The organism is Streptomyces nitrosporeus (assembly GCF_008704555.1).
Lineage (GTDB): Bacteria > Actinomycetota > Actinomycetes > Streptomycetales > Streptomycetaceae > Streptomyces > Streptomyces nitrosporeus.
Map to the genome: position 1 here is coordinate 1,713,986 of NZ_CP023702.1, position 23,785 is coordinate 1,737,770.

24 protein-coding genes are annotated in these 23,785 nt (G+C 71.8%); 4 read left to right on the forward strand and 20 right to left on the reverse strand.

The genetic code is table 11. The features are described from left to right. Positions 1–109 precede the first annotated feature (109 nt). Positions 110–2,164, reverse strand: a complete 2,055-nt coding sequence (locus tag CP967_RS07270; protein ID WP_150487164.1) for an APC family permease — start codon at positions 2,162–2,164, stop codon at positions 110–112. A 369-nt stretch (positions 2,165–2,533) separates the two neighbouring features. On the opposite strand from CP967_RS07270, the gene CP967_RS07275 reads away from it, so the two are divergent. Together CP967_RS07275 and CP967_RS07280 are read left to right on the forward strand one after the other, a co-directional pair. Further along, entirely contained in the window at positions 2,534–3,202 is a 669-nt protein-coding gene (locus tag CP967_RS07275; protein WP_014153600.1) for a potassium channel family protein, read from the forward strand. Next, a complete protein-coding gene (locus CP967_RS07280) occupies positions 3,202–3,879 on the forward strand; it encodes a potassium channel family protein (RefSeq protein ID WP_150487165.1) in 678 nt (225 codons plus the stop codon). Before CP967_RS07275 ends, CP967_RS07280 begins: the two co-directional genes overlap by 1 nt. Before the next feature lie 98 nt (positions 3,880–3,977). Here CP967_RS07280 and CP967_RS07285 read toward each other — a convergent pair whose 3' ends face one another. The 13 genes from CP967_RS07285 to CP967_RS07340 all read right to left on the reverse strand — a co-directional run bounded on the left by CP967_RS07285 (position 3,978) and on the right by CP967_RS07340 (position 16,815). Continuing rightward, positions 3,978–4,826 (reverse strand): DUF3159 domain-containing protein, encoded by an 849-nt coding sequence (locus CP967_RS07285; RefSeq protein ID WP_150487166.1) that lies wholly within the window; start codon positions 4,824–4,826, stop codon positions 3,978–3,980. Between the two features lie 3 nt (positions 4,827–4,829). Beyond that, positions 4,830–5,246 (reverse strand): OB-fold nucleic acid binding domain-containing protein, encoded by a 417-nt coding sequence (locus CP967_RS07290; protein ID WP_167535342.1) that lies wholly within the window; start codon positions 5,244–5,246, stop codon positions 4,830–4,832. A gap of 269 nt (positions 5,247–5,515) precedes the next feature. Then, positions 5,516–6,208 carry a response regulator gene (locus tag CP967_RS07295; protein WP_150487168.1) on the reverse strand — a complete coding sequence of 231 codons (693 nt, stop codon included), beginning with the start codon at positions 6,206–6,208 and terminating at the stop codon, positions 5,516–5,518. Positions 6,209–6,330: 122 nt separating this feature from the next. After that, positions 6,331–8,874 (reverse strand): sensor histidine kinase, encoded by a 2,544-nt coding sequence (locus CP967_RS07300; RefSeq protein WP_150487169.1) that lies wholly within the window; start codon positions 8,872–8,874, stop codon positions 6,331–6,333. 139 nt (positions 8,875–9,013) lie between these two features. Then, a complete protein-coding gene (locus CP967_RS07305) occupies positions 9,014–9,748 on the reverse strand; it encodes an ABC transporter ATP-binding protein (protein ID WP_150487170.1) in 735 nt (244 codons plus the stop codon). A 142-nt stretch (positions 9,749–9,890) separates the two neighbouring features. Next, on the reverse strand, positions 9,891–10,574 hold the full coding sequence (locus tag CP967_RS07310; protein ID WP_150487171.1) for a potassium-transporting ATPase subunit C: 684 nt from the start codon (positions 10,572–10,574) through the stop codon (positions 9,891–9,893). Between the two features lie 20 nt (positions 10,575–10,594). Continuing rightward, positions 10,595–12,691, reverse strand: coding sequence for a potassium-transporting ATPase subunit KdpB (kdpB, locus tag CP967_RS07315; protein ID WP_150487172.1), 2,097 nt, complete (start codon positions 12,689–12,691; stop codon positions 10,595–10,597). Between the two features lie 143 nt (positions 12,692–12,834). Further along, on the reverse strand, positions 12,835–14,499 hold the full coding sequence (gene kdpA / locus CP967_RS07320) for a potassium-transporting ATPase subunit KdpA (RefSeq protein WP_150487173.1): 1,665 nt from the start codon (positions 14,497–14,499) through the stop codon (positions 12,835–12,837). A 7-nt stretch (positions 14,500–14,506) separates the two neighbouring features. Continuing rightward, positions 14,507–14,596, reverse strand: a complete 90-nt coding sequence (gene kdpF / locus CP967_RS07325) for a K(+)-transporting ATPase subunit F (protein ID WP_150487174.1) — start codon at positions 14,594–14,596, stop codon at positions 14,507–14,509. Then, the gene (locus CP967_RS35080; protein ID WP_268253019.1) at positions 14,593–14,721 is read right to left on the reverse strand and encodes a hypothetical protein; all 129 of its coding nucleotides are present in this window, start codon (positions 14,719–14,721) and stop codon (positions 14,593–14,595) included. Before CP967_RS35080 ends, kdpF begins: the two co-directional genes overlap by 4 nt. A gap of 210 nt (positions 14,722–14,931) precedes the next feature. Then, positions 14,932–15,702, reverse strand: coding sequence for a DUF3710 domain-containing protein (locus CP967_RS07330; RefSeq protein ID WP_150487175.1), 771 nt, complete (start codon positions 15,700–15,702; stop codon positions 14,932–14,934). 1 nt (position 15,703) lies between these two features. Next, positions 15,704–16,231: a dUTP diphosphatase gene (gene dut, locus CP967_RS07335; protein WP_150487176.1), complete on the reverse strand. Its 528-nt coding sequence runs from the start codon at positions 16,229–16,231 to the stop codon at positions 15,704–15,706. Then, the gene (locus tag CP967_RS07340; RefSeq protein WP_150487177.1) at positions 16,231–16,815 is read right to left on the reverse strand and encodes a PaaI family thioesterase; all 585 of its coding nucleotides are present in this window, start codon (positions 16,813–16,815) and stop codon (positions 16,231–16,233) included. The genes dut and CP967_RS07340 overlap by 1 nt, the downstream gene beginning before the upstream one ends. Positions 16,816–16,873: 58 nt before the next feature. Between CP967_RS07340 and CP967_RS07345 the strand changes: the two genes are divergently transcribed. Beyond that, positions 16,874–17,332, forward strand: coding sequence for a DUF3093 domain-containing protein (locus CP967_RS07345; RefSeq protein ID WP_150487178.1), 459 nt, complete (start codon positions 16,874–16,876; stop codon positions 17,330–17,332). A gap of 78 nt (positions 17,333–17,410) precedes the next feature. Here the strand turns inward: CP967_RS07345 and CP967_RS07350 are convergent, their stop codons facing one another. The 4 genes from CP967_RS07350 to CP967_RS07365 all read right to left on the reverse strand — a co-directional run bounded on the left by CP967_RS07350 (position 17,411) and on the right by CP967_RS07365 (position 20,972). Further along, a complete protein-coding gene (locus CP967_RS07350; RefSeq protein WP_150487179.1) occupies positions 17,411–18,367 on the reverse strand; it encodes a hypothetical protein in 957 nt (318 codons plus the stop codon). A gap of 12 nt (positions 18,368–18,379) precedes the next feature. After that, entirely contained in the window at positions 18,380–18,676 is a 297-nt protein-coding gene (locus tag CP967_RS07355; RefSeq protein WP_003965732.1) for a DUF4193 domain-containing protein, read from the reverse strand. A 402-nt stretch (positions 18,677–19,078) separates the two neighbouring features. Further along, the gene (locus CP967_RS07360) at positions 19,079–20,311 is read right to left on the reverse strand and encodes a sensor histidine kinase (RefSeq protein WP_150487180.1); all 1,233 of its coding nucleotides are present in this window, start codon (positions 20,309–20,311) and stop codon (positions 19,079–19,081) included. A 7-nt stretch (positions 20,312–20,318) separates the two neighbouring features. Next, positions 20,319–20,972: a response regulator transcription factor gene (locus tag CP967_RS07365; RefSeq protein ID WP_150487181.1), complete on the reverse strand. Its 654-nt coding sequence runs from the start codon at positions 20,970–20,972 to the stop codon at positions 20,319–20,321. Between the two features lie 410 nt (positions 20,973–21,382). Between CP967_RS07365 and CP967_RS33890 the strand changes: the two genes are divergently transcribed. Continuing rightward, the gene (locus tag CP967_RS33890; RefSeq protein WP_167535343.1) at positions 21,383–21,556 is read left to right on the forward strand and encodes a hypothetical protein; all 174 of its coding nucleotides are present in this window, start codon (positions 21,383–21,385) and stop codon (positions 21,554–21,556) included. A gap of 167 nt (positions 21,557–21,723) precedes the next feature. Here CP967_RS33890 and CP967_RS07370 read toward each other — a convergent pair whose 3' ends face one another. Beyond that, a complete protein-coding gene (locus tag CP967_RS07370) occupies positions 21,724–22,524 on the reverse strand; it encodes an inositol monophosphatase family protein (protein WP_150487182.1) in 801 nt (266 codons plus the stop codon). Positions 22,525–22,624: 100 nt separating this feature from the next. Beyond that, on the reverse strand, positions 22,625–23,752 hold the full coding sequence (locus CP967_RS07375; RefSeq protein WP_150487183.1) for a ferrochelatase: 1,128 nt from the start codon (positions 23,750–23,752) through the stop codon (positions 22,625–22,627). Between the last annotated feature and the right edge of the window lie 33 nt (positions 23,753–23,785).

The window sequence follows — 23,785 nt, forward strand, 5'->3', positions numbered from 1 at the left end:
AGAACCCGCCCCGGCACCCCCGCCGGAAGAGCTCCCTCCGGTACACCCCGCCGGAAGAGCCCGCTCCGGCGCCCCCGGCCGGGGGGCCGGTGGCGTCCGGCCGGGCCGGTCAGCTCTTGTGGTGGTGCGGCTCCTTGTGCCGCCGTTCCACCGGTCCGCGGCGGACCGAGCCCGGGGCCGTCCACTCCGCGCGCCTGCGGGCGCGCAGTTTCGCCGCCTCGGAGGACTCCAGCTGGTACGGCACCGAGGTGACCATCACGCCCGGGGTGAACAGCAGCCGGCCCTTCAGCCGCAGGGCGCTCTGGTTGTGCAGCAGGTGCTCGTACCAGTGGCCGACGACGTACTCGGGGATGTAGACGCTGATGACGTCGCGGGGCCGGTCCTTGCGGAGTGCCTTGACGTAGTCGATGACCGGGCGGGTCACCTCGCGGTAGGGCGAGTCGAGGATCTTCAGCGGGATGTCGATGCCGCGCCGCTCCCAGTCCTCCCTCAGTGCCTTGGTCTCGGCCGCGTCGACGCTGATGGAGAGCGCCTCCAGCTGGTCGGAGCGGACCAGCTTGGCGTAGGCCAGGGCGCGCAGCGTCGGCCGGTGCAGCTTGGAGACCAGGACGATGGAGTGCACGCGCGAGGGCCGGATGGTGTCGTCGCCGGACGGCTCGTCGGGGGCGGCGATCTCCTCGGCGACCCGGTCGTAGTGGCGGCGGATGGCGGTCATGGTGCCGAAGAAGATCACCATGCCGAGGAGGGCGACCCAGGCGCCGTGGGTGAACTTGGTGGCCAGGACGACGACGAGGACGAGGCCGGTGAAGAAGGCGCCGAAGGTGTTGATCGCCCGGGAGCGGATCATGTGGCGGCGCCGCGCCGGGTCCTGCTCGGTGCGCAGGTGGCGGTTCCAGTGCCGGACCATACCGGTCTGGCTGAGGGTGAAGGAGACGAAGACGCCGACGATGTACAGCTGGATGAGGCGGGTGGAGTCCGCACCGTAGATCCAGACGAGCAGGATCGCGGCGCCGGCGAGCAGCACGATGCCGTTGGAGAAGGCGAGCCGGTCGCCGCGGGTGTGCAGCTGCCGCGGCAGGTAGCGGTCCTGGGCGAGGATGGAGCCGAGCAGCGGGAAGCCGTTGTACGCGGTGTTGGCCGCGAGGAAGAGCACCAGGGCGGTGGCCGCGGCCAGCAGGACGAAGAAGAACGTGCCGTCGCCGAAGACCGCCGCGGCGACCTGGGAGATCACCGGGTCCTGTACGAAGCCCTCGCCGACCGGGGACCCGTTGTGGATGAGGTCCTTCGCCGGGTTCTCCGCCATCTTCACGTCGGTGACCATGGCGAGGCCGATGATGCCGCAGAACATGGTGACGGCCAGCAGGCCCATCGCGGCCAGGGTGGTCGCCGCGTTCTTGCTCTTCGGCTTGCGGAAGGCGGGGACGCCGTTGCTGATCGCCTCGACACCGGTGAGCGCCGCGCAGCCGGAGGAGAAGGCGCGCAGCAGCAGGAAGACGAGGGCGAAGCCGGCCAGCCCCTGGTGTTCGGGCTTGATCTCGTAGTCCGAGGTCGGCGCGTGCATGGTGTCGCCGAGGACCACGGAGCGGAAGACGCCCCAGACCAGCATGGCGAAGACGCCGGCCACGAAGAGGTACGTGGGGATGGCGAAGAGCTTCCCGGACTCCTTGACGCCGCGCAGGTTCATCAGGGTCAGCAGGACGATCGCGCCGACGGCGCAGAGCGTCTTGTGCTCCACGACGAAGGGGATGGCGGAGCCGAGGTTCTCCACGCCGGAGGAGATCGACACGGCGACCGTGAGGACGTAGTCGACGAGGAGGGCGCTGGCGACCGTCAGACCGGCCTTGGGGCCGAGGTTGGTGTTCGCGACCTCGTAGTCGCCGCCGCCGCTCGGGTAGGCGCGGACGTTCTGCCGGTAGGAGGCGACGACCGTGAACATGAGCACCACGACGGCCACGGCGATCCACGGGCTGAAGTGGTACGCCGACACGCCCGCGATGGACAGCACGAGGAGGACTTCTCCCGGTGCGTAGGCCACGGAGGACAGCGGGTCGGACGCGAAGACGGGGAGCGCGATGCGCTTCGGGAGGAGCGTCTCCCCCAGCTTGTCGCTGCGCAGCGCCCGGCCGATCAGGATCCGTTTGGGCACGTCGGTCAGTTTGGACACGCTGAGGATCGTAAGCGCTGCGGGGAGGGTGCTCGGGGCCACCACCCGGCCGGAACCCGGAAAACCTTCATAATTACCCGCCTCCACCGCGAAAGTCCATGGAATCCTTAACGGAATATTTGCGGTTCGGCCGGTCCGGGGCGTCTTCCGGCCACCCTCCGGACGCTCCCGTGGCGGGTTGCCGTCAACTCCGGGACACGGCGTACGCACACGCGGGTGAGGTGTGCGATCCCGGTCCGCATAAGCTCGTCCCCGGGCAACGGCGAGGGCGGTTGCCTCCGTTGTTCTGCCCCGCAAGCTGAGAGAGAAGTGTGAGCAGGGTGTTTTCGCAGGTCATCGGGTCGATCAGGACTGCGAGGTAGGCGCAAGGTGCACATCGTCATCATGGGTTGCGGGCGCGTCGGAGCCGCTCTCGCACAGACCCTGGAGCAGCAGGGGCACACGGTCGCCGTGATCGACCAGGACCCCACGGCCTTCCGGCGCCTCGGCTCCGGGTTCGGCGGCCGACGGGTGAGCGGGGTCGGTTTCGACCAGGACACCCTGCGTGAGGCGGGGATCGAGGAGGCCGGGGCGTTCGCCGCGGTCAGCAGCGGCGACAACTCCAACATCATCGCGGCCCGGGTGGCCCGCGAGATGTTCGGTATCGAGAACGTCGCGGCGCGCATCTACGACCCTCGGCGCGCCGAGGTCTACCAGCGTCTGGGCATCCCCACCGTGGCGACGGTCCGCTGGACCGCCGACCAGATGCTGCGGCGGCTCCTGCCGTCGGGCGCCGAGCCGCTGTGGCGGGATCCGAGCGGTGGTGTGCAGCTCGCCGAGGTCCACACCACCCCCTCGTGGATCGGCCACAAGATCAGCACCCTGCAGGAGGAGACCGGCGTCCGTGTCGCCTTCCTCACCCGTCTGGGCGAGGCCATACTGCCGACGTCGCAGACGGTGCTGCAGGAGGGCGACCTGGTCCACGTGATGATGCGTACGGACGAGATCGCGAAGGTCGAGGAAGCCTTCGCCGAGGGTCCTGAGGAGGGCGGTCACTGATGCGCGTGTCGATTGCCGGGGCGGGTGCGGTGGGCCGTTCCATCGCGGCCGAGCTCCTGGAGAACGGGCACGAGGTGCTGCTGATCGACAAGGCTCCGACCGCCATCTCGGTGGAGCGGGTCCCGATGGCCGAGTGGCTGCTGGCGGACGCCTGTGAGATCACCTCGCTCGACGAGGCGGCGCTCCAGCGGTGCAACGTCGTGATCGCCGCGACGGGCGACGACAAGGTCAACCTGGTCGTGTCCCTGCTGGCCAAGACGGAGTACGGCGTCCCGCGGGTGGTGGCCCGCGTCAACAACCCGAAGAACGAGTGGCTGTTCAACGAGTCCTGGGGCGTGGACGTCGCGGTGTCCACACCGCGTCTGATGTCGGCCCTGGTCGAGGAGGCGGTGAGCGTCGGCGACCTGGTCCGGCTGCTGCGCTTCAGCCACGGCGACGCCAACCTGGTGGAGCTCACGCTGCCCCCGGAGTCGGCGCTGGCCGGCACCCTGGTCGGCGACGTGGCCTGGCCGGAGGACACCTCGCTGGTCACCATCATCCGCGGTACGCGCGTCCTGACGCCGAGCCCGGAGGAGACCCTGGAGTCCGGTGACGAGCTGCTGTTCGTGGCCGCGCAGGCGCGCGAGGAGCAGCTGGAGGACCTGCTGTCGGTCCGCCGCGACCCGTCCGGGGACTGAACGCGGGCCAAAAGGCGCCCGTCCGGGTGTGACGAAGGGCCCCCGCCGCGCTCGCGTGGCGGGGGCCCTTCGCCGTGTCGTACGCGTACGGGCGGGGGTCAGCCCTCGTGCCCCGCACCGCCGGGCGGGCGTACGGCGGCCTCGCCGGACACGGCCTCGTCGGCGGCGGCCTTGCGGGCCTTCTCGGCCTCCTCCCGCGCCTCCATCTCCGCGAAGACGTCGATGGGCGGCGGTGCCTTGGCGAGGAAGATCCAGGTCAGGTACACCGCGAGCAGGAACGGTGGGATCTTGAGGGCGACCAGGACCCAGCCGAGCTGGGTGGTGTCGGCCCACCAGTAGAGCGGGAAGAGGATCGCGCACTTGGCGAGGAGGATGAACCCCCAGGCGTAACTCGCCTTGGCGTAGGCCTTCTTGCGGCCGGGGTTCCTGGTGCGCCAGGAGAGGTTCTCCTTGAACACCGGGCCGAGGACGACCCCGATCAGCGGTGCTCCGGCGAGGGTCGTGACGATGTAGGCGAGCGCCAGGCCGAGGGTGTAGAGCATGCCCGGCAGGTAGAAGTCCTTGGCATCGCCGGTCATCCTCGCGAAGAGGACACCGAAGGCGACGCCGAAGACCCCGCTGAAGGCGTGCTTGACGGTGTCCCGCCGGATCAGGCGTACGACGACGAGGAGCAGGGAGACCGCCAGTGCGGCGATCGCCGAGGCCTTGAGGTCCTTGTTGATGGTGAAGACCGTGACGAAGAGCAGTCCGGGCAGGACCGTCTCCACCATGCCGCGCACGCCGCCGAACGCCTCGAAGAGGACGGCTTCGGTGACCGCCTTCGTCGCGGCGCTCTGCTCGCCCTCGCCGTGCGGCCGGGCCGCGTGGCGTCCCCTGTCGGGGCGGGACGGGTCATCGGGACGGTGAGGCTGGTCCGTGTCGGACGTCGGCTTGTCGAGAGACGTCACCGGCTACTCCTTGCCGAGCGGTCGGAGTTCGTATTTGGGGTTGAACAGCACCCGGCGCCCGTGACTCATGGCGATGCGGCCCGAGGCTATGAGCTTGCGGCCCGGTTCGATGCCGACGATGGAACGCCGGCCCAGCCAGACCACGTCGAGCGGCGCGGTGCCGTCGAAGAGCTCCGCCTCCAGAGCGGGCACTCCGGCCCGCGGGCGCAAGGTGACCGTCCGCAAGGTACCAGTGACCTTGACGATCTGGCGGTCCGTGCACTCGGAGATGCGCGTGCAGCCCGAAGCGTGCGAGTCCTCCCGCAGCTCCTCCGACTCCAGGTCCTCCTGGGAGCTGGAGAGCCGGTCGAGCATGCGGCGGAAGCGGCCGGACGGCCTCGAAGCCCGGTCTGGCTTCCCGGATCGGGGAACAGCGCTCATACCCGAAGGGTACCGGTCGTCCACGACGGGAGCGGGCGCCAGGTGTGTCACCCGTACGGAGGACCCGGCAAGCCCTCACCGGGCCCGGCGGAGGCCCGGACGGAACCTGACGGAGGGCCCGGCAGGGACCCGGCGAAGGGCCCGGCCGGAACCTTGACGAAGAACCCGGCAGGAACCCGGCGAAGGGCCCGGCCGGAACCTTGACGAAGAACCCGGCGGAGGACCCGCGGAAGGGCCCCGGCGCCCCGGTCCGTTCCCCCCGAGGGCGGTCAGCCGCGTTCGAAGCGGTATCCCATGCCCGGTTCGGTCACGAAGTGCCGGGGGTGGGAGGGGTCGGCCTCCAGCTTCCGCCGGAGCTGGGCCATGTAGACCCGCAGGTAGTTGGTCTCGGTGCCGTACGACGGTCCCCAGACCTCCTGGAGCAGCTGCTTCTGGCTGACGAGTCGCCCGCCGTTGCGGACCAGGACCTCCAGCAGGTGCCACTCCGTGGGCGTGAGCCGTACGTCACGGCCCTGCCGGTTCACCTTCTTCGCCGCGAGGTCCACGGTGAAGCCCTCGGTCTCCACGACCGCCAGGCCGTCGGTGCCGTCCTGGCCGACGGGTTCGGCCCGGCGTACCGCGGCCCGCAGCCGGGCCAGGAGCTCGTCCATGCCGAAGGGCTTGGTGACGTAGTCGTCGGCCCCGGCGTCCAGGGCCTCGACCTTCTCGTCCGAGGTGTGCCGGGCGGACAGGACGAGGATCGGTACCCGGGTCCAGCCGCGCAGCCCTCTGATCACCTCGACCCCGTCCATGTCGGGCAGTCCGAGGTCGAGGACGACGACGTCGGGGTGGCGGGCGGCGGCGAGCCGGAGCGCGGTGGCGCCGTCGGGCGCCGAGTCCACCTCGTAGCGGCGCGCCTTCAGATTGATCACGAGGGCGCGCACGAGCTGCGGCTCGTCGTCGACCACCAGCACCCTGGTCATCGCGGTCCTGCCTTTCCGGAAGGTGTGTACGGGCCCGGGCGGGTGCCCGGGCGTGAGGGGGAGGGCTGCCTTCCGGCCGGGGGACGGCTGTCCCCCGCGAAGGGCGCGGACGGCCGTCCCTCTCAGGGGACGGCCCGCTCCGGGCGTGCGGGCCCGTCCCGTACCTGTCCGGGGGCGGCCCTGAGGGTGAGGACCATGGTGAGGCCGCCGCCGGGGGTGTCCTCGGCGTCCAGGGTGCCGCCCATGGCCTCGACGAAACCGCGGGCGACGGGGAGCCCGAGGCCCACCCCGGCGCCGCGCGGGGCGTCGCCGTAGCGCTGGAACGGCTCGAAGATGCGTTCCTTGCCCTCGTCGGGCACCCCTCTGCCCCGGTCGGCCACGCGCAGTTCGACGCGTTCGCCCAGGGCGCTGGCGGCGACGGTGACGAGCTGCCCGTCCGGGCTGTACTTGACCGCGTTCTCCACGATGTTGGCGACGGCCCGCTCCAGCAGCCCGGGGTCGACGGCCACCATCGGCAGGGTCTCCGGGATGTCGAGGTCGACGCTGCCCTCCGGCACCCCGCCGAGGGCCACCGGCACGACCTCGTCGAGGTCGATCTCCCGGATCAGCGGGGTGACGGTGCCCGTCTGGAGGCGGGACATGTCGAGCAGGTTGCCGACCAGGTGGTCCAGCCGGTCGGCCCCGGCCTCGATACCGGCCAGGAACTCCGCCTCGTCCTCGGCGGACCAGGAGACGTCGGCGGAACGCAGGGAGCTGACGGCGGCCTTGATGGCGGCGAGCGGGGTGCGCAGGTCATGGCTGACGGCGGCGAGGAGCGCGGTCCGGATCCGGTTGCCCTCGGCGAGCCGCCGGGCCGCCTCCGCCTCGTCCACCAGGCGCTGCCGGTCGAGCATGACGGCGGCCTGCGCGGCGAAGGCGCCGAGCACGCGGCGGTCCTCGGCGGGCAGGACCCGGCCGGAGAGGGCCAGCGCCATGTGGTCGCCGACGGGCATGTCCACGTCCGCGTCCTCGGGGCGGACGGCGGGCGTGGGGCCGACGGCCCCGGCACGGGTCCAGGGCTCCAGGTCGTTCTGCCGTTCGAGCAGGGCGACGGACTCCATGCCGAAGGTCTCGCGCACCCGGTCCAGCAGGGCGTGCAGGGCCGTCTCGCCGCGCAGCACGCTTCCGGCCAGGGCCGACAGGATCTCCGACTCGGCGCGCAGCCGGGCGGCCTGATGGGTGCGGCGGGCAGCCAGGTCCACCACGGAGGCGACCGCGACCGCCACCGCGAAGAAGATCACGATCGCGACGAAGTTCTCGGGGTCCTGCACCGTCAGGGTGTGGGTGGGCGGGGTGAACCAGTAGTTCAGGAGCATCGAGCCGACGGCTGCGGAGGCGAGCGCCGGTCTCAGTCCGCCGATCAGGGCGGCGACGACGGTCAGGAAGAGGAAGAGCAGGACGTCGTTGGCGAGGCCCGGGCCGTTCTCCATGCCGTACAGGAGCAGGGAGAGCAGGGCCGGTCCGCCGACACCGACCGCCCAGCCCCACAGGATGCGGGTGCGGCCGAGCCGGGTGCCGCGGGCGATGGGCAGTCCGCGCCCCTTGGCCACCTCTTCGTGCGTGACGATGTGGACGTCGAGGTCGGGGCCGGACTCCCGGGCCACGGTGGCGCCGACCCCGGGGCCGTAGACGTACTGCCAGGCCTTGCGGCGGCTGGAGCCGAGGACGACCTGGGTGGCGTTGACGCCCCGGGCGAAGTCGAGCAGGGCGATGGGTATGTCGTCGCCGATGACGTGGTGGAAGGTGCCGCCGAGGTCCTCGACCAGGGTGCGCTGGACCGCGAGTTCCTTGGGTGAGGCGGAGGTGAGCCCGTCGCTGCGGGCGATGTAGACGGCGAGGATCTCGCTGCCCGAGCCCTTGGCGGCCATCCGGGACGCCCGGCGGATGAGCGTACGGCCCTCGGGGCCTCCGGTCAGGCCGACGACGATGCGCTCGCGGGCCTGCCAGGGGGTGGAGATGTCGTGTTCGCCGCGGTACTGCTGGAGGTATTCGTCGACCCGGTCGGCGACCCAGAGCAGGGCCAGCTCGCGCAGGGCGGTGAGGTTGCCGGGCCGGAAGTAGTTGGACAGGGCCGCGTCGACCTTGTCGGACCGGTAGATGTTGCCGTGGGCCATGCGCCGGCGCAGCGCCTGGGGGGACATGTCGACCAGTTCGATCTGGTCGGCCCGGCGGGCGACCTCGTCGGGGACCGTCTCCTGCTGCCGTACGCCGGTGATGGACTCGACGACGTCGCCGAGGGACTCCAGGTGCTGGATGTTGACGGTCGATATCACGTCGATGCCGGCCCGGAGCAGTTCCTCCACGTCCTGCCAGCGCTTGGCGTTGCGGGACCCGGGCACGTTGGTGTGGGCCAGTTCGTCGACGAGGGCGACGGCGGGGGCGCGTTCCAGGACGGCGTCGACGTCCATCTCGGAGAAGACGGCGGAGCGGTACTCGATGTCACGGCGGCGGATCTGCTCCAGGCCGTGCAGCAGCACCTCGGTACGGGGCCGGCCGTGGTGCTCCACGAACGCGACGACGCAGTCGGTGCCCCGTTCCACCCTCCGGTGGGCCTCGGAGAGCATCGCGTACGTCTTTCCCACACCGGGCGCCGCACCCAGGTAGATCCGCAGTTTGCCGCGTGCCATGGCACCGTCGTCTTTCCTCGAACAGGGCCGCCACCTGTGCGGAGGCCCAGACCGAAGCTACCCCGACACGGTGCGGTCCCGGGTTCGGGGAGGTGCCTCCGGGGTCCGTATTGACGGGATTCTGACGCGCCCGGGCGGCTCAGACGTGTTCGACGATGTGCCCGTCGCCGAGTTCGAGGACCCGGTCGGCGAAACCGAGCAGCTGGGGGTCGTGGGTGGCGACGAGCGCGGTGACGCCCTCGCTGCGCACCACGGCGCGCAGCAGTTCCATGACCGCGAGGCCGGTCTCCGCGTCGAGCTGCCCGGTGGGCTCGTCGGCGATGAGGAGCGCGGGCCGGTTGGCGAGCGCGCGGGCGATGGCGACACGCTGCTGCTGGCCGCCGGAGAGCTCGCCGGGGCGCTGCTGGGCGTGGTCGGCGAGGCCGACCAGGGAGAGCAGCAGGCCCACGCGTTCCTCCCGTTCGCGGGGGTCCGCCTTGCGCAGCCGCAGGGGCACGCCGACGTTCTCCGCCGCGGTCAGGATCGGGATCAGGCCGAACGACTGGAAGATGAAGCCGATGCGGTCGCGGCGGAGCTCCAGCAGTCCGTCCTCGCCGAGCCCGGAGATCTCGGTGCCGCCGACGGTGATCCGGCCGCTGTCGGGGGTGTCGAGCCCGCCGACGAGGTTGAGCAGGGTGGTCTTGCCGGAACCGGAGCGGCCCTTGAGGGCGACCAGCTCGCCGCGCGGGATCTCGAAGGACACCCCGCGCAGGGCGTGCACGGCCCCGGCGCCGGTCCCGTAGGAGCGGTGCAGGTCCTCGACGCGGATCATGGCGTCGGCGCCGGGTCCCTCCGCCAGTGCCGTGCCGTGCTGTCCCCCGGTGTGCTGTGTCATCGCTCTCCCCCGTGCGTACGCTGCCGTGCGTACCGCTCCTCGGCCGCCGCCAGTATGTGCGCGATGCGTCCGGTGGGGCAATGCCCTCCTGGTCACGGCCGGGCCGGGCGCGCTCCGGGGGCGTGCCCGGCCCGTACGGGGGTCATCGGCGGGGTGCGCTCCCGCCGTCCGCCAGCTCCCTCAGCGCCGTGTTGAGCGCGAGGACGTTGACCCGGGGCTCCCCCATGAAGCCGAGGACGCGCCCCTCGGTGTGCTCACGGACCAGCCGGGCCACCCGCTCGTACGGCAGGCCGTTGCGCTCTGCGACACGGCGGGCCTGGAGCCGGGCGTACTCCGGCGAGATGTGCGGGTCGAGGCCGGATGCGGAGGAGGTGACGGCGTCGGCCGGTACGTCGGCGGGGTCGACGGGGTGGCCGGGGACGGAGTTGTCCCTCACGACGGCGGCCTTGGTGCCGGCGACCCGGCTGGTCAGCACCCGGCTGTCGCCGGAGAGGTTGGTCGCGCCGGAGAGAAGCAGGGTGTAGCGGGTGTTGACGCTGTTGGTGCCGAGGCCCTCGGACGGGCGCGGCTGGAAGAGGCGGAGGTCCGGTCCGGGGGACTCCTCGCCGTCCTTGGGCGGCAGGTCGTAGCGCTGGCCGATGAGGGCCGAGCCGACGACCCGGCCGTCGTGGGTGACCTCGGAGCCGTTGGCCTTGTCCGGGAAGAGTGCCTGGGCTACGCCGGTGACGGCGAGCGGGTAGAGGACCCCGCACAGGACGGTGAGGGCGAGCAGGGCGCGGAGTCCCGCGCCGAGCAGCCGTGCGGTGGTTTTCGCGGGATTGTTCATGAGGGTGCGACGCTCCGGTTTCAGCGCAGTCCCGGTATCAGGGACAGGACCAGGTCGATGAGCTTGATGCCGATGAAGGGGGCGACGAGTCCGCCGAGCCCGTAGACGGCGAGGTTGCGGCGCAGCATCCGGTCGGCCCCGGCCGGCCGGTAGCGGACGCCCTTCAGGGCGAGCGGCACCAGGGCGACGATGATCAGGGCGTTGAAGATCACGGCCGAGAGGATCGCCGTCCGGGGGGAGGACAGGTCCATGATGTTGAGCTTGTCCAGGCCCGGGTACACGGCGGCGAACATCGCGGGGATGATCGCGAAGTACTTGGCGACGTCGTTGGCTATCGAGAACGTGGTCAGGGCGCCCCGGGTGATCAGCAGCTGCTTGCCGATGGCGACGATCTCGATGAGCTTGGTGGGGTCGGAGTCCAGATCGACCATGTTCCCGGCCTCCTTGGCGGCCGAGGTGCCGGTGTTCATGGCGACACCGACGTCCGCCTGGGCGAGTGCGGGGGCGTCGTTGGTCCCGTCACCGGTCATCGCGACGAGCCTGCCGCCGGCCTGCTCCCGTTTGATCAGGGCCATCTTGTCCTCGGGGGTGGCCTCCGCCAGGTAGTCGTCGACGCCGGCCTCCTCCGCGACGGCCTTCGCGGTCAGCGGGTTGTCCCCGGTGATCATGACCGTACGGATGCCCATGCGCCGCAGTTCGGCGAAACGTTCCCGCATCCCCGGCTTGACGACGTCCTTGAGGTGGATCACCCCGAGGACCCGTGCTCCCCGGGAATCCTCGACGGCCACCAGCAGCGGGGTGCCGCCGGCCTTCGCGATCAGTTCGGTGAGCACCTCGGCGTCCGGGGGGACGCTGCCGCCGCGCCCGGTGACCCAGGCCGTCACCGACCCCGCCGCCCCTTTGCGGACCAGGCGGCCGCCGGTGTCCACCCCGGACATCCGGGTCTGCGCGGTGAACGGGACCCACTCGGCTCCGGTCTGTTCGTCCCGGTGGCGCGCGCGCAGGCCGTGGTCCCGCTCGGCGAGGGACACGACGGAGCGGCCCTCGGGCGTCTCGTCGGCCAGGGAGGAGAGCTGGGCGGCCTCGGCGAGCTCGGTCCCGGTGACGCCCTTGACGGGCAGGAACTCGGCGGCCTGCCGGCTGCCCATGGTGATGGTGCCCGTCTTGTCGAGCAGCAGGGTGGAGACGTCCCCGGCCGCCTCGACGGCCCGGCCGGACATGGCGAGCACGTTGCGCTGCACCAGCCGGTCCATCCCGGCGATCCCGATCGCGGAGAGCAGGGCGCCGATGGTCGTGGGGATGAGGCAGACCAGCAGCGCCGCCAGCACGGTCATCGACTGTTCCCGGCCCGCGTACACGGCGAAGGGCTGCAGGGTGACGACGGCCAGCAGGAAGACGACGGTGAGGGACGCCAGCAGGATGTCGAGGGCGGTCTCGTTGGGTGTCTTCTGCCGGGCGGCCCCTTCCACCAGGCCGATCATCCGGTCGATGAACGTCTCGCCCGGCTCGGCGGTGATCCTGACGACGATCCGGTCGGAGAGCACCCTCGTCCCTCCGGTGACGGCGCTGCGGTCGCCGCCCGACTCGCGGATCACCGGGGCGGACTCCCCGGTGATCGCCGACTCGTCGACGCTCGCCACGCCCTCGACGACGTCGCCGTCGCCCGGGACGAGGTCGCCGGCCTCGCAGACCACCAGGTCACCGACGCGCAGGTCGGTACCGGGGACGCGTTCCTCGTTCCTGCCGATGACCCGGCGGGCGACGGCGCCGGTCCGTGCCGCGCGCAGGGTGTCGGCCTGCGCCTTGCCGCGCCCCTCGGCGACGGCTTCGGCCAGGTTGGCGAAGAGGGTAGTCAGCCAGAGCCAGGCGGTGATCGCCCAGCCGAACCAGTCCCCCGGGTCCAGCGCGGCCAGGACCGTGGTGAGCACGGACCCGGTCAGCACGACGAACATCACCGGGGACTTGGCCATGACCCGGGGGTCCAGCTTGCGTACGGCGTCGGGCAGGGACCTCAGCAGCTGTCCGGGGTCGAACAGTCCCTTGGGGCTCCCGCCGCCCTGCTGCCGGCCTGCGGGCCTGTCCTGCTGCGGGGTGGGTGCGTGGACGGTGACGGACATCGGTTCCTCTTGCTCCGAGGGGTTCGAAGACGGTGAGAGCTGCGCCGGCCGGGACGGCTGTGTCTGCAGGGCCTGTTGTGTCTGTTGTGTCTGCCGGGTCTGCTGTGGTGCCTGGGGCCGCTGCGGCGGCTTCGGGAGACCGGTCATGACGCCAGCCCCTCGGCCAGCGGCCCGAGCGCGAGCGCCGGGAAGTAGGTCAGACCGGTGACGATCACGACGGTCCCGGCCAGCAGTCCGCTGAAGAGAGGTTTCTGCGTGCGCAGGGTGCCCGCCGTCGGCGGTACGGGGCTCTGCCGGGCCAGGGAGCCGGCCAGCGCCAGGACGAACACCATCGGCAGGAAGCGTCCCAGGAGCATCGCGAGCCCGATGGTGGTGTTGAACCACTGGGTGTCGGCGTTCAGCCCCGCGAAGGCGGAGCCGTTGTTGTTCGCACCGGAGGTGTAGGCGTAGAGGATCTCGGAGAAACCGTGCGCGCCGGTGTTCGTCATGGAGCCGGCCGGGGTGGGCAGGGCCAGGGCCGCGGCGGTGAGGCCGAGCACCAGGGCGGGTGTGATCAGGATGTAGCAGGCCGCGAGCTTGATCTCGCGGATGCCGATCTTCTTGCCCAGGTACTCGGGTGTGCGCCCGACCATGAGGCCCGCGAGGAACACCGCGACGACCGCCATGACCAGCATCCCGTAGAGGCCGGAGCCCACGCCGCCGGGCGCGATCTCGCCGAGCTGCATGCCCAGCATGGTGATGCCGCCGCCGAGGCCCGTGAAGGAGGAGTGGAAGGAGTTCACCGCGCCCGTGGACGTCAGGGTGGTGGCCACCGCGAAGATCGACGAGCCGGCGATCCCGAACCTGGTCTCCTTGCCTTCCATCGCCCCGCCCGCGATCTCGAACGCGGGCCCGTGGTGGGCGGATTCGGTCCACATCATGAGCGCGGTGAAGCCCAGCCAGAAGGCGGCCATCGTCGCGAGGATCGCGTACCCCTGCCTGAGGGAGCCCACCATCCGGCCGAAGGTACGGGTCATCGCGAAGGGGATGAGCAGGATCAGGAAGACCTCGAAGAGGTTGGAGAACCCGTTGGGGTTCTCGAAGGGGTGGGACGAGTTGGCGTTGAAGTAGCCGCCGCCGTTCGTGCCCAGCTCCTTGATGACTTCCTGGGAGGCGACCGCGCCGCCGTTGAACTGCTGGACGGAGCCGTCGAACTGCCCGACCCCGTGGATGCCGGAGAAGTTCTGGATGACGCCGGTGGCGGCCAGCACGAGCGCGCCGACGACGGAGAGCGGCAGCAGGATCCGGACGGTGCCGCGCACCAGATCGGCCCAGAAGTTGCCGAGTTCCCCGGTACGGGACCGGGCGAAGCCCCGGACGAGGGCCACGGCGACGGCCATGCCGACCGCGGCCGAGACGAAGTTCTGGACCGCGAGGCCGCCGGTCTGCACGACGTGGCCCATGGCCTGCTCGCCGTAGTAGGACTGCCAGTTGGTGTTGGCGACGAAGGACGCCGCCGTGTTGAACGCCTGGTCGGGGTCGATCGGGACGAAACCGAGGGACCCGGGCAGCACGCCCTGGAGCCGTTGCAGGAGGTAGAGGAAGAGGACGCCCACCACCGAGAAGGCGAGGACCCCGCGCAGGTAGGCGGGCCAGCGCATCTCGGTGCGGGGGTCGGCGCCGACGGCCCGGTAGATCCACTTCTCGACCCGCAGGTCCTTCGTCGAGGAGTAGACCCGCGCCATGTGGTCGCCGAGCGGGCGGTAGGCCAGGGCCAGGGCCGCGACGAGCGCGAGCACCTGGAGGGCACCGGAGAGGACGGGGCTCATGTCGCGCTCAGAACCTCTCGGGGAAGAGAAGGGCGAGGACGAGGTAGCCCAGCAGGGCCACGGCCACGACGAGGCCGGTGATGTTCTCGGCGGTCACAGCTTGGTCACCCCCCGGGCGACGAGGGCCACCAGCGCGAAGACCGCGATCGTGGTGACGACGAAGGCCACGTCGGCCATCGTGTGCTCCTGAGTGAGGTCGGTTCTTGGGGACCCCCTGAGCAAACCCCCGCCGAAGACCGCCGCGGCCTGCGTTGATGCCTTCCATACGGCCGCCGTCCCACCCTTGACGCGGCCCCTACGGACCCGATACGCGCCCCTGACGGACCGGGCCCGGCCTCCCCGCGGCACCGGGGCGCCACCCCCGCGCGGGCACACGAAAGCCGGTGGGCCGCACCCCGTGGAGGGGGCGGCCCACCGGCTTTCGTGAGCGGGTCAGCGCACCTCGGTGATCTCCGGGCCGCGCTGGAGCTGGCCCATGCCGCCGGAGAACTTCGAGTTCGTCTGCTCCTCCTGCTGCACGCCCTCGGGCACCATCTGGGCGTCGTTGGGCAGCTTGAGGACGATCGGGTCACGGGGGGCCATCGGGCCGTCCCCGCGGACCACCACGGTGTCCCGGAAGACCGTCTCCAGCAGACCCGCGGCCTGCGGCTGCACCGCGCCCTGGCCGGAGATCACCCCGCGCAGGAACCACCGCGGGCCGTCGACGCCGACGAAGCGCACCAGCTGGACGCCGTTCGTCCCGTCCGGGAGCTGTACGGGCACCTGCGCGCGCAGTTCCCAGCCCAGCGGGCCCTCGACCTCGTCGATGACCCCGCCCTGCTGGGTGATGCCCGAGGCGATCTCCTCGCGCACCTCGCCCCAGATGCCCTCCTTCTTGGGGGCGGCGAAGGCCTGGAGCTGGATCGCGCTGTCGCGCAGCACGACGGTGGCCGCGACGATCGCGTCGCCGGCGACCTCCACGCGCAGTTCCATGCCCTCGACCCCGGGGACGAAGATGCCGCCCAGGTCCACCCGGCCCTCGCCGGGCCTGGTCACCTCGGAGAGGTCCCACGGCCCGTCCGGCCGGGGGGCCGGCGGAAGGTTCGTCCGGCGCGCGCCCGCGGCGTCGTCGGTGTCATCGAGCTCGTCGACGACCTGCTCGGCCTCGCGTGCCTCGTCCGCCGAGTCCTTGGCGGAACCACTGTTCTTGCGACGTCCGAACACGTCACTGTCCTTCCCGGTCGGATACGACCGAAGCGTAGCTGTTCCCACCCTGGGTGTTACCGCCCCTGACGTCCCCCACGGCGGCGTGACCGCCGGTGGACCCGAAGCCTGCCCCGGCCCGAGCCGAGCCGGGGAGCTCCGCCACCTCGTGGAAGCGGATCTTCTCGACCTGCTGGACGACCAGTTGGGCAATCCGGTCGAACCGTTCGAACCGCACGGTCTCGCGTGGATCGAGGTTGACCAGGATCACCTTGATCTCCCCACGGTACCCGGCATCAACCGTCCCCGGGGCATTCACCAGGGCGACTCCGCAGCGGGCGGCGAGTCCGGAACGGGGGTGCACGAAGGCCGCGTAACCGTCGGGCAGCGCGATCGAGACCCCGGTGGGCAGCACGGCCCGCTCCCCCGGGGCGAGCTCGGCGGCCTCGGTGGTGACCAGGTCGGCTCCGGCGTCGCCCGGGTGCCCGTAAGCGGGAAGCGGGACCTCCGGGTCGAGACGGCGGATGAGCACGTCCACGGGAGGGCGCATCAGGGGTTCACCTCGAAGGCACGGGCGCGCCGGACGGTGTCCGGGTCGGACATGGCCGCCTCGATCTCCTCCGAGCGGCCGTTGTCGATGAAGTGGTCCACCTTGACCTCGATGAAGAGGGCCTCGGCGCGCACCGCGACCGGGCCGTCGGGGCCCCCGGTCCGGCCGGTCGCCCGGCAGTAGATCTTCCGCTTGTGCACCGCCGTGACCTCGGCGTCCAGGAAGAGAGTGGTACCGACCGGCACCGGCCGGACGTAGTCGGTCTCCAGCCGTCCGGTCACCGCGATGACGCGCAGCAGCCAGCTCAGCGCGCCGAGGGTCTCGTCCAGCGCCGTGGCCAGCACGCCGCCGTGTGCGAGACCCGGAGCTCCCTGGTGGGCGGGCTGGACGGTGAATTCGGCGGTGACGCCCACGCCTTCCCCGGCCCGGGCGGCCAGGTGCAGCCCGTGCGGCTGCCCGTCCCCGCACCCGAAGCAGTGGTCGTAGTGCGACCCGAGGAGTTCGCCGGGGGCGGGGGCGTCGGGGTGCCGGACCGGCGCCACCGCGTCCGCGGGGGGTGTCAGGCCTTCAGATGTTCCACTCACAGGCGCAGACCTTACCCGCGCCACCGGACACCGGTGGCTCCGTGCCAGTCTTGGACGCATGCAGCCTTCCACATCGCCTTTCGACGAACGTCTCACCGCGCCCCGTTCGTGGTGGTTCATCGCCTTCCTGATCGGTATCGCCTGTGCGCTGATGCTCCTGCCGCTGGGGACCCTGCCGATGCTCGGCGGCCTGGCGGGCGGGACCGCCCTCTCGGCGATGGCGGTCAGCGGCTACGGCTCCGCGCGGATCCGGGTCGTGGCGGGGGCCCTGGTCGCGGGCGACGCCCGGATCCCGCTGACGGCGCTCGGCACGGCCGAGGTGCTGGACGGGGAGGAGGCGCGCGCCTGGCGTACGTACAAGGCGGACACCCGGGCGTTCATGCTGCTGCGCAGCTACATCCCGACGGCGGTCCGGGTGGAGGTCACCGATCCGGCGGACCCGACCCCGTACCTCTATCTGTCGACCCGGGAGCCCGAGGCCCTGGCCGCGGCGCTCTCCCCCGCCGTACGCGCCTGAGGGCCCCGGACGGGAGAAGGGGCTCCCGCGGGCCGGGGCGGGCGGTGTACGGGCGGGCCCGGGGGCCTGCGGGCGGGCTCAGCGGCCGGGGTCGTCGTCGTACCCCTCGGGCAGCTCCTTCGCGGGCCGCTCGGGCTGCTCCAGCGGCGGCAGCTCCACAAGGCGGTCCCAGGGGACCTGATGGCGCCGGAGGTCCTTCCTGACCCGGTCGGCGAGCTTCCGGGTGTCCCGGCGGTTCATCAGCGCGCCGACGGCGGCACCGACCATGAAGGGGATGAGGTTGGGCAGGTCACGCGCCATGCGCTTCATGATCTGCTGGCGCAGCTCGCGCTTCATCTGCCCGCCCAGCGCCGCGTTGAGCGTGGTGGGGCGGGACACGTCGATGCCGCGTTCCTCGGTCCAGGACGTCAGGTACGCGGTGCTGCGCTGGGTGAGGTTGCCCGGAGGGCGCAGCCCGTAGACCTCGTGGAGTTCGGCGACGAGCTTCATCTCCACGGCGGCCACCCCGGTGATCTCGGCGGCCAGCTCGGCCAGCATCGCCGGCGGTACGGGCATCATCGCCGCGGCGCCGATGCCGGCGCCCACGGTGGCGGTCGCGTTGCAGGCGCCGGCCACGAGTTTGTCGGCGAGCTCTTCGGGACCGAGCCCGGGGAACTGCCTGCGCAGGGTCGCCAGGTCGCGGACGGGGACCCTGGGCGCGGTGTCGATGATCCGGTCGGCCAGCCGGCCGGCCATCGCGCGGGCCCCTGCTCCGCCCTTCAGCACGCCCCGCCGCAGGCCGCGCAGCCGCTCGGCACGGGAGGCGGGGTCCGCCCCGTCCCGCTCTCCGGGCTCCTGCGGTGCCGCCCCCGCCGGGACCGCTTCGAGCGAGGCCGGGCGGCCCCGCTCGTCGGATGTGCCGGGATAGGCCGGCAGGGCGGCCCGGGGCTCGGCAGGGGCGCTCGCGCCTTCCGCCGGACCTGTACCGCCCTGATGTGCCTCCGACGGCTTCGTGCGCCGCAGGCGCCGCTTCCGGAACGGTGTGTCGCCTGCCACGGCCGGCCGGCCTCAGTCGCAGTCGCGGCAGATGGGCTGGCCGTTCTTCTCGCGGGCCAGCTGGCTGCGGTGGTGGACCAGGAAGCAGCTCATGCAGGTGAACTCGTCAGCCTGCTTGGGCAGCACCCGCACGGCGAGCTCTTCGTTGGACAGGTCCGCGCCGGGCAGTTCGAGTCCCTCTGCCGCGTCGAACTCGTCGACGTCGACGGCCGAGGCCGTCTTGTCGCTCCGGCGGGCCTTGAGCTCCTCGAGGCTGTCCTGATCGACGTCGTCGTCGGTCTTGCGTGGAGTGTCGTAATCCGTTGCCATGTCGCTCTCCCCCTCTTGGGTGTTGGGTGTCTCAGCGCACGTAACGCGTGAGAGGCCGGACTTGTGCCCGACCTGAGGCGGAGATTTTGCCTCACATCAAGGTCTGTTACTCAATCGACACCCAACCGGATCCCTCCGTAGCGATCGGCTTGGGTGGCGAAGGGGACCGTACACGGTCCCCGGACTGCGGTTTACGGGCGCCACCCCGTGTACTTCCCGTGATACCACCCCCCGAAAACCCGGACTTTTCCAGGCATCGCGGGAAGAAGGCGATCACGGAGCGTAGAGAGACCGGAAATCGCTTCTGTGATCGATCACACAGGAGCGCACCGCCGGAACGGGCCAGAATTTCCGCCCAAAGCGAACAGGTCCATCCAATGCCGCTTCACGCGGCGAAGTGTCTCAGACCGGAAGGGTGACGCGCATCACGAGGCCTCCCCCTTCGCGGGGCTCCGCGATGATACGGCCGCCGTGGGCCCGCGCGACGGACCGCGCGATCGACAGGCCGAGCCCGACCCCCTTGTCGCTGCCCGTACGCTCCGTACGCAGCCGTCTGAACGGCTCGAAGAGGTTGTCGATCTCGTAGGCGGGCACCACCGGCCCGGTGTTCGAGACGGTCAGCAGGGCCTGTCCGTGCTGCAGCTCGGTGCCGACCTCCACCCAGCCGTTCTCGGCGGTGTTGTAGCGGACGGCGTTCTGGACGAGGTTCAGCGCGATCCTCTCCAGCAGGACGCCGTTGCCCTGGACGACCGCGGGTGCCCGCTCGCCGCGGATCTCGACGCCCCTGGTGGCGGCCTCGGCCCTGGTCTGGTCGATGGCCCGGCCGGCCACCTCGGCCAGGTCGACCGGCTTGCGTTCCACGATCTGGTTGTCGCTGCGGGCCAGCAGCAGCAGCCCCTCGACCAGCTGTTCGCTGCGCTCGTTGGTGGCCAGGAGCGTCCTGCCCAGCTGGTGCAGCTCGGGCGGGGCCTCCGGGTCGGAGAGGTGGACCTCCAGCAGGGTGCGGTTGATCGCCAGAGGTGTGCGCAGTTCGTGCGAGGCGTTGCCCACGAACCGCTGCTGGGCCGTGAACGCCCTCTCCAGGCGGTCCAGCATCTCGTCGAAGGTGTCCGCCAGTTCCTTCAGCTCGTCGTCCGGCCCGTCCAGCTCGATCCGCCGGGTCAGGTCGGTGCCGACGACGCGCCGGGCGGTCCGGGTGATCCGGCCGAGCGGGGACAGGACACGGCCCGCCATCGCGTAGCCGAAGGCGAAGGCGATGACGCTGAGGCCCACCAGGGCCAGCAGTGAGCGGTTCAGCAGGGTGTCGAGCGCGTGGTCGCGCTGCTGGTTGGCGCAGGCGTTCAGCGCGTCGTTGAACGCCTCGGGGGTGGCCTTGGTCGGCAGGTCGCAGACCTCGCTGCTGACCTGGCCGTTCACCACCTCGAACGGCAGGTCGCTGCCCACGTCCAGGGCCTGGGCCGCCAGCATGTAGATGATCGAGAGCAGCAGGATGCCGGCGATCAGGAACATCCCGCCGTACAGCAGGGTGAGCCGTATCCGGATGGTCGGGCGCAGCCAGGGGTACGGCGAGTCCTGCGGCTTGGGCTCCCAGGTCGGTTTCGGGGGCGCCTTCACGGGCGCCGGGGAAGGGGGCACGGGGCGCTCAGATCCGGTATCCGGAACCGGGCACGGTGACGATGACGGGAGGCTCGCCCAGCTTGCGGCGCAGGGTCATGACGGTGACCCGCACCACGTTGGTGAAGGGGTCGGTGTTCTCGTCCCAGGCCTTCTCCAGCAGCTGCTCGGCCGAGACGACGGCGCCCTCGCTGCGCATCAGCACCTCCAGCACGGCGAACTCCTTCGGGGCGAGCTGGATCTCCTGCTCGTCCCGGAAGACCTCGCGGCGGTTGGGGTCCAGCTTGATGCCGGCCCGCTCCAGCACCGGCGGCAGCGCGACGGTGGTCCGCCGCCCCAGGGCCCGGACGCGGGCGGTCAGCTCGCTGAACGCGAACGGTTTGGGGAGGTAGTCGTCCGCTCCGAGTTCCAGTCCCTCCACCCGGTCGCTGACGTCCCCGGACGCGGTGAGCATCAGCACCCGGGTGGGCATGCCCATCTCGACGATCCGGCGGCAGACGTCGTCGCCGTGCACCAGCGGGAGGTCCCGGTCCAGCACGACGACGTCGTAGTCGTTGACCCCGACCCTCTCCAGGGCGGCCGCCCCGTCGTAGACGACGTCGACGGCCATGGCCTCCCGGCGCAGTCCGGTGGCCACCGCATCGGCGAGCAGCTGCTCGTCCTCGACGACGAGTACGCGCACGGCGCAGTCCTTCCCTCGGTCCTTCGGAACACAGGCCGAGCGGCCGGTCCCCGGCCGCTCGCCGCACGTCAGCGGCACCGACTGTGCGCGTCCATCCTGCCTGCAACGCGCATAAACCGGCGGTAAGACCTCACGGCCCCGCCGGCCGCCCGCCGTGCCGGGCACCCGGCGGGCACGGTGGGAGGTCCCGGGGCGCCCGCAGGGAATTCGTCGGATTCCCGGGCCAGTTGAGGTTTCCCCCGTTCCCGGCAGGGGGAGGACGAATGCACACCCGCGATCACGCCCTGCATGTGGCGCACCACGGCCCGCTCCGCTCCCGGAGGGATCGCGTGATCACCCGCACTCCGGTTCCCGCCGGAGGATTCCCGGGCACACCCCCGTGCCACCGACCCACGACGAGGGGGCGCATCATGGACGCTTTCACCGCAGGTCTGCTGCAACGGATCAGGACCACCGAATCCGACCTCACCAAGGCTCGGGAGACGGGCGACGACTTCCTCGCGGATGTCGAGCAGAGCGAGCTGGACGACCTGCGTCGTCTCGCCGCCGAGCACGGCGTGGAGGTCGGCGCACCGAGCGTCTGAGCCGGCGCGGGAAGGCCCCGGGCACTGTCCAGGTGCCGGGGCCTTCCGTCGCTCCGCCACGGCCCCAGGAGGCCCTTTCCCGGTCTCCTGGGGCCGTGGTGCGTCCTGGGGCCGTGGGGCGCTCTGAGACCGTGGCGCGCCCTGGGGCGCCTTCCGCCCGGTGCCCCTCAGTCGTGCCAGGCCCCCAGGTCCTCCAGCAGGGCCTGGAGCGGTTCGAAGACCCCGGGGGTCGCGGCGACGGTCAGCTCCCGGTCCGGGCGCCGGCCGGGGCGGCCCCCGGTGAGCGCGCCCGCCTCCCGGGCGATCAGGTCGCCGGCCGCCAGATCCCAGGGGTGCAGCCCCCGCTCGTAGTAGCCGTCGAGCCGGCCGGCCGCCACGTCGCACAGGTCGACCGCGGCGGAACCGCCGCGCCGGATGTCGCGCAGCCGCGGGATCAGGCGCTCGGCCACCGCCGCCTGGTGGGTGCGTACCTCGGTGACGTAGTTGAAGCCGGTCGAGACCAGTGCCTGGCCGAGCGGTGCGGCGGGGCGGCAGCGCAGGGGTTCGCCGTTGAGGCGGGCGCCGCCGCCGAGGACGGCGTGGAAGGTCTCCCGCCGCATCGGGGCCTCGACCACGCCCACCACCCGCTCGCCGTCGCGCTCGGCGGCGATGGACACGGCCCAGGTCGGCAGGCCGTAGAGGTAGTTCACCGTGCCGTCGAGCGGGTCGATGACCCAGCGGATGCCGCTGCTGCCCTCGGAACTGGCGCCCTCCTCCCCGAGGAAGCCGTCGGCGGGCCGGCGGTCGGAGAGGAAGCCGGTGATCAGCTTCTCGGCGCCGATGTCCATCTCCGTGACGACGTCGACGGGGCTGGACTTCGTCGCCGCGACGCCGAGGTCGTCGGGACGGCCGTCCCGCAGCAGGGCACCGGCGCGGCGGGCGGCCTCCAGGGCCAGGTCGAGCAGTTCGGACAGCAGGGGGTCGGTCACAACGCTCCAGGGGTCGGGGCCGGCCGGGCCGCGTCCGCCGAAGGGGTGGGCGGACGGCCGGAGGCCGGACGGTTCGGCGGGCGTACGGTCCGCGGGAGGGTCAGGCGTACGGGCTGTCCGCGCCGGCCGCGGCGGGCTTGGGGGCCCTGGCCGGGCAGCAGCCGACCGGGCAGAGGTCGTGCGAGGGGCCCAGCGCGCCCAGCGCGCACCGCTCCACCGGCAGCCCCCGCTCGGCGGCGGCCCGCTCCAGCACGAGCTCGCGCACGGCCGCGGCGAACCGGGGGTCGGCTCCGACCGTCGCCGACCGGCGGACCGGCAGGCCGAGCTCGGCGGCCTTGGCGGTGGCCTCGGTGTCGAGGTCGTAGAGCACCTCCATGTGGTCGGAGACGAACCCGATGGGGATCATCACGGCCGCGGGGACGCCCTCGCCGTGGAGCGTCTCCAGGTGGTCGCAGATGTCGGGCTCCAGCCACGGGATGTGCGGGGCGCCGCTGCGCGACTGGTAGACCAGGTCCCAGGGGTGGTCGACGCCCGTCTCCTCACGCACCGCCCCGGCGATGACCCGGGCCACGTCCAGGTGCTCGGCGACGTACGAGCCGCCGTCGCCGTGGGTCTCCACCGGGCCCGAGGTGTCGGCCGCCGCGGTGGGGACGGAGTGCGTGGTGAAGACGAGGCGCGCGCCCGCCCGGACGTCCTCGGGGAGGTCCGCGAGCGAGGCCAGCACCCCGTCGGTCATGGGCCGCACGAACCCGGGGTGGTTGAAGTAGTGCCGCAGCTTGTCCACGCGCGGTACCGGCAGCCCCTCCGCCTCCAGGGCGGCCAGCGAGTCGGCGAGGTTCTCGCGGTACTGCCGGCACCCGGAGTACGAGGCGTAGGCGCTGGTCGCGAGGACGGCGATCCGGCGGTGCCCGTCGGCGACCATCTCGCGCAGGGTGTCGGTGAGGTACGGCGCCCAGTTGCGGTTGCCCCAGTACACCGGGAGGCCGAGGCCGTGCTCGGCGAAGTCCTCGCGCAGGGCGTCCAGCAGGTCGCGGTTCTGTCCGTTGATGGGACTGACGCCGCCGAAGAGGAAGTAGTGCTTGCCGACCTCCTTGAGCCGTTCCTCGGGGATGCCCCGGCCGCGGGTCACGTTCGCCAGGAACGGGACCACGTCGTCAGGGCCCTCGGGACCGCCGAAGGAGAGCAGGAGCAGGGCGTCGTAGGGTGCGGGACCACGCAGATCGGGCATGCCCCCGATCCTGCCACCCGCCGGTGACAACCG